We start from the raw sequence: 11963 nt of genomic DNA on the forward strand, positions 1-11963 counted from the left end.
TCCCACCCGCCCGTCGAGCGCGGGAACAGCTCGTACCACGCCCCGTACAACGCCCGCTCGCGTTCCACGAGGAGCGGTAACTCGTCGCCGAGCGTGACCAGTTCGCGCAGCGGGTGACGGGCGAGGACCCCCTCGACCTCGGGGGTGAGGGCGGCGGCGAGGCGGGCCGCGGGTGGCAGCGCCGGGTCACGGAGCGCGGCGGCGGCCCGCTGGACCGGTCCGCGCAGCCGCCGAGGCACCCCGGCCGCCGCCCGTTCGTACAGGGCCGCGCCCTCCTCCAGTACCAGACCGGTGTCTATCCCCGCCGGAACCTTGATCCGCGCCGTGTGGCGCCACGTCGTGACCGGGTCCGACCACGCCTCCACCCGGAACGTCCACCGGCCGGGCGCGTCCGGCGTGACGTCGGCGCCCCAGCGGTCGCTGCCGGGGGCGAGCTCGCGCATCGGGGTCCAGGGGCCCGCCCGGCCGGCCGGCGAGCGCAGCACGACGTTGGCCGCGACGGCGTCGTGCCCCTCCTGGAACACGGTCGCCGTGACCTGGAACGTCTCGCCGACGACGGCCTTGGCGGGGCGCCGGGCCCCATCGACGACGGGGCGGACGTCACGCACCGGTATCCGGCCTGTGGTGACCGGCGGGCCACCGCCGCTCGGGCGCGAGGGGGCCGCAGCGGGTGCGCGCGGCGCCGTCGGTCTGCGCGCTGTGGCGGGGTTGCGGGCGGCTGAGGGCGACGGGCGTTGTGCGGGCATGACCGCTCCTGTCCGCGGAGATTCGGTTGCGAAGACGATGCTCTGTGGGAGAGGGTCGCGCGGGGCCGTACCGACGTACTGAGTGATCGAGTTACGGATGTGCTGACGACGTACCGGGCAATCCTTCCACGGTCACCCGGCGGGCAATCCGCTCCTGCGTTACCTACTCGCACGTACGCGCACAGACAAGTCCGGATCGTCGAGAACGGCGTGGCCCCGCCGTCGTGCGGCGGGCAGGATGAACGTCATGTCGATCATTCACCGCACCACTCTCAAGCCTTCCAAACTCGAACTCCTCACCCAGTGGCTGCCGAAGCAGCCCTGGTATCGCGGCACCGGCAGGCCGGAGCTCACCAAGGCGGGCGGCTTCCGGCTGGACGACCCGGCCGGTCAGGTCGGGATGGAGTTCATGGCCGTGACCGACACCTCCGGGCCCGAGCCGGTGACGTACCACGTGCCGATGAGCTACCGGGGCGCGCCGCTGCCGGACGCCCCCGACGGCGCGCTCGTCGGCACCACCGAGCACGGCGTCCTCGGGGCGCGCTGGATCTACGACGGCGCCCACGACCCACTGCTTCGCACCCAGTTGGCCGCCCTGCTCAGGGGCGAGGTCCCGGTGCACGCGCAGGGCGTCGACGGCGCCCTCGACCCGACCGTCCACGCGCGGCTCGCCGAGGTCGCGGCGGCGGACGGAGCGCCGGTGCCGGAGATCGTGCGCGTACTGGAGGCCGGGTCCACGGCGCCGGGCGCCGCGGGCGAGGTGACGGCCGAGTGGGAGGGCGCCGACGGGCGGCGTGTGCGGAGCGTGTTCGTGACGGTTCAGGCGGACTGACCGGTTCCGGGCGGTGTGGGCGTTGCGCCCTGGTACGGGGCCGGTGGATCTGTCATCTTGAACGGACCCCGGCATCCGGGGCGCGGCGCCCTCGCCCGAGGGCGCGCGGCGAGAACTCACGGGGGAGAAGAAGAGATGAGAGCGACACGTCGGCTCGCCGGGCTCCTCACCGCGGCGTCGGCCGCGCTCGCGGCCCTGGTCGGCACGGCCGCCGCACCGGCCCAGGCATACAGCCCCGACCCGGACGTCAAGGCGATCTACCGGGACACGGACTACTGCCCGTGCAGCCTCTCCGACCCGTTCGACGGCACGTACTTCGCGCACGACGCGGGCGGCTACGCGGTCAAGCTGGAGCTGCGGGAGAACGGCTGGTACGTGGGCAAGGTCGAGTTCCACCCCTACGGCGAGAAACTGTGGGTCTACGACACGAAGAACGACGGCGACACGTTCTACGTGCACGTCACGTACTCGTACGACGGCACCACCCACAACCTCGGCACCTACCACGCGCCGGGCACCAGCGCCGTCGTGGACAAGACCGTCAAGGACTTCTCCATCCCGGAGGGCGCCTACGTGGACATCTCCGTGTACGACGACTCGGCCCTGACCGACTACATCGGCGGCGCCCGGGGCACCGGCGCGGCCATCGCCTGACGGGACGGGCGGGCGGCCGCCCGCCGCGCGAAAGGAACCGATCCGTGAAGGCCATCCGTCGATTCACCGTCCGCCCGGTCCTGCCCGAACCCCTCGCCCCGCTGCACGAGCTGGCCCACAATCTGCGCTGGTCCTGGCACGCCCGCACCCGTGACCTGTTCGCCGCCGTCGACCCGGACCGCTGGGCCGCCTCCGGCCGCGATCCGGTGCGGCTGCTCGGCGATGTGCCGCCCGAGCGGTTGGCTGAACTCGCTGCGGACGAAGGGTTTCTGACGGAACTCGCCGCCGTCGGCGACGATCTGAACCGCTATCTGGAAGACGACCGCTGGTACCAGCGACAAGGGCACGGACAGGGGCCTGGACAGGGGCCCGGACAGGGACCCGGCCGGTTGCCGGAAGCCGTCGCCTACTTCTCGCCGGAGTTCGGCATCGCCGCCGCCCTCCCGCAGTACTCCGGCGGGCTCGGCATCCTCGCCGGTGACCACCTCAAGGCCGCCGGCGACCTCGGGGTGCCGCTCATCGGCGTAGGACTGCTCTACCGGCACGGCTACTTCCGGCAGTCGCTGTCCAGGGACGGCTGGCAGCAGGAGACGTACCCGGTCGTCGATCCGGACGAACTGCCGCTCACGCTGCTGCGCGAGGAGGACGGGCGGCCCGTGCGCGTCGCGCTCGCGCTGCCGGACGGGCGGCGGCTGCTCGCCCACGTCTGGCAGGCCCGCGTCGGTCGGGTGCCGCTGCTTCTGCTCGACTCGGACGTCGAGGCGAACAGCGCCCACGAGCGCGAGGTCACCGACCGGCTCTACGGCGGCGGCAGCGGGCACCGGCTGTTGCAGGAGATACTGCTCGGCATCGGCGGGGTGCGCGCCGTGCGCGCCTACTGCCGGCTCACCGGGCACCCGGCGCCCGAGGTGTTCCACACCAACGAGGGCCACGCCGGTTTCCTCGGCCTGGAGCGGATCGCCGAACTCGTCGCGGGCGGCCTCGCCTTCGACGCCGCGCTCGAAGCGGTGCGGGCCGGTGCCGTGTTCACCACGCACACCCCCGTCCCGGCCGGGATCGACCGGTTCGACCGGGAGCTGGTCGCCCGGCACTTCGGCCCGGCCGCCGAACTGCCCGCCCTCGACGTCGAACGCGTCCTCGCGCTCGGCACGGAGACGTACCCGGGCGGCGACCCGAACGTCTTCAACATGGCGGTGATGGGGCTGCGCCTGGCTCAGCGCGCCAACGGCGTGTCCACCCTGCACGGCAGTGTCAGCCGCGGGATGTTCGCGGGGCTCTGGCCCGGGTTCGACCCCGAGGAGGTGCCGATCACCTCCGTGACGAACGGCGTGCACGCGCCCACCTGGGTGGCGCCCGAGGTCGCCGAGACCGATGTGATCGACAGGACGTCCGACCAGGAGTTGTGGGCGCTGCGCCGGATGCTGCGCGGGCGGCTGGTCGAGGACGTGCGGGGGCGGCTCGCCGCGTCCTGGCGCCGGCGCGGCGCGGGCGGCGCCGAACTCGGCTGGATCGACGGCGTCCTCGACCCCGACGTCCTGACCATCGGCTTCGCCCGCCGCGTCCCCTCCTACAAGCGGCTCACGCTGATGCTGCGCGACCCCGACCGGCTGACGCGGCTGCTGCTCGATCCGGAGCGTCCGGTGCAGATCGTCGTCGCGGGCAAGGCGCACCCCGCCGACGACAGCGGCAAGCGGCTCATCCAGGAGCTGGTGCGGTTCAGCGACGACCCGCGGGTGCGCCACCGCATCGTCTTCCTGCCCGACTACGGCATGGCTCTGGCCCGCACTCTCTACCCGGGCTGTGACGTCTGGCTCAACAACCCGCTGCGTCCGCTGGAGGCATGCGGCACGTCCGGCATGAAGGCGGCTCTCAACGGCTGCCTCAACCTGTCCGTCCTGGACGGCTGGTGGGACGAATGGTACGGGCCCGACTTCGGCTGGGCGATCCCCACGGCCGACGGCGCCGCCACCGACGACGACCGCCGCGACGACCTGGAGGCCGCCGCCCTGTACGACCTGCTGGAACGCCGGGTGACACCCCGGTTCTACGAGCGGGGGGCGGACGGCCTGCCCGACCGGTGGATCGGCATGGTCCGCTCGACCCTCACCCGGCTCGGCCCGAAGGTGCACGCCGAGCGCATGGTCCGCGAGTACGTGGAGCGTCTCTACGTCCCCGCCGCCCACGCCCACCGGGCCCTGACCCCGGACGCGGCACGGGAGCTGGCGGCCTGGAAGGCCCGGACGCGCGCGGCCTGGCAGGGTGTCTCGGTCGACCACGTGGAGGCCGCCGCGGCGACCGGTGCCACCGCCGAGCTGGGTGCCACGCTGGGCCTCCGGGTCGTGGCGGCCCTCGGCGGCCTGGGCCCCGAGGACGTGGAGGTGCAGGTGGTGGCCGGCCGGGTGGACGCCGAGGACCGGATCACGGACGCCACGACGGTCCCGCTCAAACCGGTGTCGGGCCCCGACACCGAGGCCCGTTGGTGCTACGAGGGCCCCCTCCCGCTGCACCGCACGGGCCCGTACGGCTACACGGTCCGCATCCTGCCCGCCCACCCGCTGCTCGCCTCTCCGGCCGAGACCGGGCTGCTCGCGGTGGCGTCCCGGGCCTCGGGAGAGGGAGCCGGGGTGCTGATGCGGTGAGGCGTGACGCGGTGCGGCGGTGCGGGCGTCAGCCGAGGGCGAGCAGCACGATGCCCTCCGAGGCCGGGCGCCTCCTGGCGTAGCGGTCCTCCAGCCAGGCCAGCGAGGCGGTGGCGCGCCGGAAGACCTCCGCCACCCCGGCGGGGCCGTCCCCTCCGATGTGCTGGAGGTCCGCCTCGGCGGCCAGGATCGCCAGGGCCAGCCTGGCCTGCTGGAAGGCGTGCGGGTCGGGACGGTGCCCGCGCAGCAGCAGCGACATCGCGTGCTCGTCGACGACCCTGGCCTGGTCGCTCAGGAAGCGGGACCCGGGCTGGTCGCCGATGGCCTCGACGACGTGGTGGGCCAACGACCCGATCCGCTGGGCGGCCTGGTGCGGCTCGGCGATCCACTCCGGCTCGGCGCCGAGCGGCAGGTCGAAGGGGACCTGACCGCGCGGCATGGACGGCGACATCCCGGTGGTGTGGTGCAGCCGGGCGGAGTAGCGGGACGCCGCGCCGGACAGGGCACGGCCCACGTCGAGGGCGTACACATCACCGCGGAGGCCGAGCAGGTGCGCGGCCCTGCGGTCGGGGTGGACGCGGCCGCCGAGGTCACCGACGAGCGCCTGTTCCACGAGGTCCAGGTGCGGGCGGCGCTGCCGCCGCTTCTGGTCGGGGCCCGGTGCCGACAGACTCCGGACCGTCTCCTGCACGCCGTGCCAGGCGCCGCGCAGCGCCCCCGGCGGCCTGCCCGCCAGCACCAGCTCGGGCAGCGGGCCCAGTTCGCGCAGGACGTCCTCCTCCAGGAGCGTGATGAAGCGGAGGTAGTCGTCGAGGTCCAGCTGGCGGGCGTGGCGGGCGACGGCGTCGACCCGCTCGACGTCGTCGCCCGCCACGCCCAGGGCGAAGTCCGGCGCGAAGGCGACGGTGTTGCGGTACAGCGTGGTCAGCGTCTGCTCCAGATGGGCCCACTGGGCGCTGGGCGCCCGCTCGGCGTCGGTGGTCAGCCGCACCACCAGCCTCGCCGCCCGGCGCACCCGCATGACGAGTATCGCCGTGCGCATGCTGACGGCGAGCGCCGGGCCGGCGATGTCCTCCCGGATGCGGGCCTGGAGCTGCTCGGACGTCACGCGGCGCGGGTCCCGGTGGCCCGGCCAGACCCACAGCGGGGCCTGGCCGTCGACCGGCGGGTCCGCGGTCCACACGTCGTACACCTGCTGTTCGCCCAGTTCCGCGGCGTGCGGCAGCCGGAACCGGGCCGGGCCGCCCACGGTGTCGTTCACCCAGGTGGTGAACTCGTGGGCGTCGAGCCACCTGACTCCGGTCACCGCCTCGTCGTCGCCGGGGACGTCGGCGGCGTCGGGCCGCGTCATCCCGTCCCAGCCGCCCCGGTCGCGCAGGAAACGGGCGTAGGTCCGGGCGTCGACCGGTGGGCACAGCCGTCCGCCGCCGACCTGTTTGGTGCCCCGCAGCCGCCGCAGCACGAAGACACCGTCGACCAGCTTGCGGTGCTCGTCGTCGAAGGGGGTGTCCGTCGGCGCCTCCAGCAACTGCTCCAGACGGTCCCGCAGTTCCGGGTCCAGCTCGTTGCCCTCCTCGGCGCACTCGAACGCGAGGGCCAGCGCCGAGACACTGCCCACGTCCAGGCACGCCTGCACCAGCGGGCCGACGTCCGCCCCCGCCGCGTACAGCAGGGTGCACTCGCGCCACCAGTCGTCCTCGACGGCTGCGACCAGCGTCTGGACCAGACTCTTCTCGCGGATGTGCTCGGCCGCGAGGTACTCCTGGATGGTGAGGTGCGCGAAGCCGAACAGGCTCCTTTCCCGCTCCACCAGCAGTCCGTTCGAGCTCACGTCGTCGAGGAAGGCCGCGGCCGTCAGCTGGGCGGAGACCCGGGGCAGCACCTGGCGCAGCGCGTCCTCGCAGGCGTCGCGCGTCAGGGTGGCGGTGCGCGCGCTCATCATCACGTACGCCAACTCCCGCAGGACCGTCTCCTTCTGCGTGCCGCGCGGCTGCACCACGAGCTGTTTGGCGTCGTGCCGCCGCCAGAGCATCACCTGGCAGATCTCCCGGTACAGGTCGGCGCGGCTGCCGGGCAGGGCGCCCCGGTAGCGGTGCACGTTGGCGATCATGGTGAGCAGGAGCGGGTTCACCGTCAGGTCGTACAGGTCCGGGGTTGGCGCGCAGCCGCGCGAGCAGGTCCGTGGCCTGCTCCTCGGCGCGCCCGGTGACGTCCTCGGCGCCCTCGGGGCTCGCGTGCCGCTCGACGGCCAGGTACCAGCTGTGGATGAACCGGGCCATCTGGTCGTCGGTGAACTGGCGTGTCTGCAGGACCGTGGCGCCCTCGACGGGCGCGCTGAGATAGCCGCGGGGGCGGGACGTGATGACGTAGTCGTTGCCCGGGTAGTCCTTGATCTGGCGCTCGACCCAGCTGACGACGACGCGGCGGGTCAGCTGGTCGGCGACCTCGTCGAGACCGTCGAGGAGGATGAGGCACTCACCGGCCTCCAGGCGCTCCTCGAACCAGCCGGCCGGTTCCTGTTGCTTGTACCGTCCCAGTCCCGACCGGATCACCTCGGCGAGCGGCAGCCGTTCGTCGGCCACGAGGTCGTCCGCGATGCCGCGCAGGTACAGCAGCACGGGAACGTCGCGCCGCGGGCGCTCCTTGGCCAGGCAGGCGCGGCGGGCCGTGTGCCGCAGGAGCGTGGTCTTGCCGGTGCCGGGCGCGCCGACGACGGCGAGGACGGTGCCGCGCTCGTGGTCGAGGAAGTCGGTGATCGAGCGCCGTTCGTCGGAGGGGTGGTCGGTGAGCACGTCCTCGGGGATCAGGCCGGGGGCCCGGAAGGCGAGGCTGACGTTGACGTAGACCTCGTCGAGTTCGGGCGCGTAGTGCCCGATGGTGGCCAGTCCCTTCTGGTCCATGACCCGCAGGCTCTGCGCGAGGTACTGGGTGTACACGCGCCGGAAGTTGCTCAGGCGGCGGGTGAGGGCGCTGTCCGCGCTGTCCAGCCAGCGTCCGCGGCGCAGCATGACGAGATCGCGGACGAAGCCGACGGCGAACCGGCCGGCGGTCAGCGCCGCCGCGTAGGCGGCGAAGAGCGCGGCGGCGAGGAGGTAGTGCTCGCGGACGAAGCCGGTGAAGAAGCCGGCCAGCGCGGACGGGGGGACGAAGAGCGCGAGGAGGCGGCCGAGTCTGGGCAGTACTCCGCCTGAGGGGCCCGGCCCCGAAGGCGCCTTGTGCTGGCGCTCGGCTTCCGCAGTCATCCCTCAAGTATCGGGCAAACAGCGGCTGTTGGGGTCGGAGATGCTCCCGATCGCCGCGGTGCGGGGGCGCGCGGGACCCGGTCCCGCGCGCCCCCTTGGCCCGTGGCGGGCTACTTGACGTTCACCGCCGTCCAGGCCGCCGCGACGGCCTTGTACTCCGCCGAGTTCGCGCCGTAGAGGTCGGACGCGGCCTTCAGCGTGCCGGCACGGGCGTCCTTGTACTTCGTCGTGGACGTGAAGTACGTGGTGAGCGCCTTGTACCAGATCTGGTCGGCCTTGTCGCGGCCGATGCCGGTGACCTTCGAGCCGTCGTACGTCGGCGAGTCGTAGGCGACGCCGTTGATCGTCTTCTTCCCGCTGCCCTCGCTGAGCAGGTAGAAGAAGTGGTTGGCGATGCCGGACGAGTAGTGCACGTCGACGTGGCCCGCGCGGTGGCTCCAGTAGTCGAGCGAGCTACCGTCCTTGCTGGGCTTGTCCATGTAGCGCAGCGGTGTGCCGTCGCCGTTGATGTCGATCTTCTCGCCGATGAGGTAGTCGCCCGGGTCGGACGGGTTGTTCGCGTAGAACTCGACGGCGGTGCCGAAGATGTCGCTGGTGGCCTCGTTGAGGCCGCCGGACTCGCCGCTGTAGTTGAGGCCGGCGGTGGCGGAGGTGACGCCGTGGGTCATCTCGTGTCCGGCGACGTCGAGCGAGGTGAGCGGGTGCTGGTTGTTCTGCCCGTCGCCGTAGGTCATGCAGAAGCAGCTGTCGTCCCAGAACGCGTTGACGTACGCGTTGCCGTAGTGGACCCGGCTGTACGCGCCCTTGCCGTCGCCCCTGATGCCGCTGCGGCCGAAGGTCTTCTTGTAGAAGTCCCAGGTCTCCTGCGCGCCGTAGGCGGCGTCGACGCCCGCGGTCGCCGGGTCGTTGACCGTCCCGTCGCCCCACGTGTCGTCGGAGTCGGTGAACAGCGTGCCCTTGCCCGACGAGCCGCCGCCCAGGTTGTACGTGGAGTGGCCGCCGCGTGTGGCGTCGGTGAGCGCGTAGCCCGAGCCGGTCTTGGTGGTGCCGATGCCGACCTTGCCGCTGTACTGGGAGTTGCCGGTGCCGGTGTCGGTCCTGATGTCGTCGTACTGGTAGATCTTCTTGCCGGTCCGTGCGTCCGTGATGAGGTGCAGGCGGCTCGGAGTGCCGTCCGCGTCGGTCGAGTCGACGACCTTCTCGTAGGCCAGTCTCGGCGTTCCGGAGGCGGCCCAGACGACCTTGCGGGCGCCCGACGGCGCGGCCTTCAGCGTGGCGCCGGTGGTGGCGACGTCGATGGACCTGTGCGTGGCGCGCGTGACGCCCTCGCGGGCGCCGGACTTGGAGGTGTGGACGATCAGGTCGCCGCCGAGGACGGGAAGGCCGTCGTAGGTGCGCTCGTAGCGGGTGTGGGTCGTGCCGTCGCGGTCCTTGACCACGTCGCGGACGACGAGCTTCTCCTTCGATCCGAGCTTCAGCGCCTTCGCCGTGTCGGCCGCCTCGGCCTGTGCGTCCTTGACGAGGCCGGCGTGGGCCTTGCCGCTGAGCGACATCGGGGCGGCGGTGGGGGCGGACGGCGTGGCCGTCTCGGCCTGTGCGCCGGAGGCGGCGAGCGTGCCGGTGAGGAGGGCGCCGGCGGCAACGGCCGTTGCAAGGGCCAGAGTTGTGCGCTTACGGGAAACGTGACGGGATATGTGAGAGGTCACGAAGAAAGCTCCTTGTGGGTGGGGGGTGAGCTTTGCCGTGCCGCACACAGTGACAGTTGAAGACCAGAGATGTCATGTACGCGATCGTAAGTTGGCCGGAATTCGTCCGCTGGGCGAAAACTGACGACCGCCCAGCGAACGAATTCTTACGATCGAGCCGCTCCGGGGCGCGCGGCGGCAGGCCGCGACAGACCTACGGGAACGTCAGCTTGAAGCTGTCGATGTAGCCGGTGTCCTGCGGTCCGAGGTCCTGGACCCTCAACTTCCAGGTCCCGTCGGCCGGTTCGCTCGACGCGTCCACCGTGTACGTGGTGTGGATGTCGGGCGTCGGGTCGTACTGCGAGTCGTGCAGCCGGTACGCCGTGCCGCTCGGGCCGATCAGATCGACCTGGAGGTCACCGCTCCAGGTGTGCACGATGTCCACTCCGACCTTCAGGGCGGTGGGCGCGTTGCCGCCGATGCCGGAGACCGTGACGGACGAGGTGACCGCCGGGCCCGGGTAGTCGGGGATCGCCACGTTCGTGTCGTTGGTGAACGTGGTGCCGGTGCCCGGGTCGCCGCCGCCGGAGCGGGAGCCGACGTTCACACCGGCCCACGCGTCCTGCACCGCCGCGTACTCGGCGGACGAACTGCCGTACAGCGCCGCGGCGGCCGCGAGCGTTCCGGCGCGGGCGCCCGCGTAGTCCGTCGTCGACGTGAACTGCGTGGTGAGCGCCTTGTACCAGATCAGCTCGGCCTTGTCCCGGCCGATGCCGGTGACCGGCAGACCGTCCGAGGTCGGCGAGTCGTAGCTGACGCCGTTGATGACCTTGCTGCCGCTGCCCTCGCTGAGCAGGTAGAAGAAGTGGTTGGCCGGACCCGAGGAGTAGTGCACGTCGGTCGAGCCGATCCCCGAGTACCAGTAGTCCTTGGACGAGCCGTCCTTGCTGGGCTTGTCCATGTAGCGCAGCGGTGTGCCGTCGCCGTTGATGTCGATCTTCTCGCCGATGAGGTAGTCGCCCGGGTCGGACGGGTTGTTCGCGTAGAACTCGACGGCGGTGCCGAAGATGTCGCTGGTGGCCTCGTTGAGGCCGCCGGACTCGCCGCTGTAGTTGAGGCCGGCGGTGGCGGAGGTGACGCCGTGGGTCATCTCGTGTCCGGCGACGTCGAGCGAGGTGAGCGGGTGCTGGTTGTTCTGCCCGTCGCCGTAGGTCATGCAGAAGCAGCTGTCGTCCCAGAACGCGTTGACGTAACCGCTGCTGTAGTGCACCCGGCTGTACGCGCCGACGCCGTCGCCCCTGATGCCGCTGCGGCCGAAGACGTTCTTGTAGAAGTCCCACGTCTCCTGCGCGCCGTACGCGGCGTCGGCGCCCGCCGTCTCGGGGTCGGACGCGCTGCCGTTGCCCCAGACGTCGGTGGAGTTGCTGAACAGGGTGCCGGTGCCGGAGGTGCCGCCGTTCAGGTTGTACGTCTTGTGGCCGCCGCGCGTGGTGTCGTCGAGGACGTACGACGAACCGGACTGCGACGAGCCGACGGTGACGTCACCGCTGTACATGGTGTGACCCGTGCCGGTCTGGACCGCCTGCCACTCGTGGAGCCTCTTGCCGGTGGCCGCGTCGGTGATGACGTGCAGGGCGTTGGGGGTGCCGTCGTCCTGAAGGCCGCCGACCACGGTCTCGTACGCGAGGGTGGGCTTGCCGTCCGGGGCGCCCTGGCCCATCCACACGACCTTGCGGGGCGCCTTGTCGGCCGAGGCGTTCTTCGCCCCGTCGGCCGTGGCCAGGCGTAGCGCCTGCTTCTTCGCGGTGGCCGCCTTCACGTGCGCCGTGAGCGGTACGCCCTGGAGCCTGGCCCTCGACGCCTTCGTCACGCCCTGCTGGGCGCCGGACTTGGCGGTGTCGACGATCAGGTCGCCGCCGAGCACGGGAAGCCCGTCGTAGGTGCGCTCGTAGCGGGTGAAGGTGGTGCCGTCCCGGTCCTGGACCACGTCACGGACGACGAGGTTCTCCTTGGCGCCCAGACCGAGCCGCTTCGCGGTCCTCGCCTTGCCGGCGTCGGCCGCGCGCAGCAGCTGGGCGCGGTGGGCCGGGGTGAGCTTCGCGGGCAGGGCGCCCGGGTCGGCGCCGCGGGCCGCGTTCGCGGTGATCCGGGCGGCGGACGAGGCG

Annotated in this window: 7 protein-coding genes and 1 pseudogene; 3 read left to right on the forward strand and 5 right to left on the reverse strand. The window is 72.1% G+C overall.

From position 1 onward, the window contains the following. On the reverse strand, positions 1-746 hold a 746-nt coding region (locus OFY01_RS10895; protein ID WP_266598712.1), incomplete at its 3' end, for a maltotransferase domain-containing protein. 247 nt (positions 747-993) lie between these two features. On the opposite strand from OFY01_RS10895, the gene OFY01_RS10900 reads away from it, so the two are divergent. From OFY01_RS10900 to glgP, 3 genes are all read left to right on the forward strand, one after another. Next, the gene (locus OFY01_RS10900; protein WP_266598714.1) at positions 994-1578 is read left to right on the forward strand and encodes a maltokinase N-terminal cap-like domain-containing protein; all 585 of its coding nucleotides are present in this window, start codon (positions 994-996) and stop codon (positions 1576-1578) included. Positions 1579-1713: 135 nt separating this feature from the next. Then, positions 1714-2232: a hypothetical protein gene (locus OFY01_RS10905; protein WP_266598716.1), complete on the forward strand. Its 519-nt coding sequence runs from the start codon at positions 1714-1716 to the stop codon at positions 2230-2232. Positions 2233-2276: 44 nt separating this feature from the next. Continuing rightward, the gene (gene glgP / locus OFY01_RS10910) at positions 2277-4871 is read left to right on the forward strand and encodes an alpha-glucan family phosphorylase (RefSeq protein ID WP_266598718.1); all 2595 of its coding nucleotides are present in this window, start codon (positions 2277-2279) and stop codon (positions 4869-4871) included. 28 nt (positions 4872-4899) lie between these two features. Here glgP and OFY01_RS10915 read toward each other — a convergent pair whose 3' ends face one another. The 4 genes and pseudogenes from OFY01_RS10915 to OFY01_RS10930 all read right to left on the reverse strand — a co-directional run. Beyond that, positions 4900-7002, reverse strand: a complete 2103-nt coding sequence (locus OFY01_RS10915; RefSeq protein WP_266598720.1) for an NACHT domain-containing protein — start codon at positions 7000-7002, stop codon at positions 4900-4902. Positions 7003-7186: 184 nt separating this feature from the next. Continuing rightward, positions 7187-8113: pseudogene (locus tag OFY01_RS32545) on the reverse strand (NACHT domain-containing protein); the annotation flags it as partial. 110 nt (positions 8114-8223) lie between these two features. Then, the gene (locus OFY01_RS10925; protein ID WP_407700317.1) at positions 8224-9807 is read right to left on the reverse strand and encodes a M4 family metallopeptidase; all 1584 of its coding nucleotides are present in this window, start codon (positions 9805-9807) and stop codon (positions 8224-8226) included. A 205-nt stretch (positions 9808-10012) separates the two neighbouring features. Further along, positions 10013-11963: M4 family metallopeptidase (locus tag OFY01_RS10930; RefSeq protein ID WP_266598725.1), on the reverse strand; the 1951-nt coding region annotated here is incomplete at its 5' end.

The organism is Streptomyces beihaiensis (assembly GCF_026274175.1).
In the GTDB taxonomy this organism is placed as follows: domain Bacteria; phylum Actinomycetota; class Actinomycetes; order Streptomycetales; family Streptomycetaceae; genus Streptomyces; species Streptomyces beihaiensis.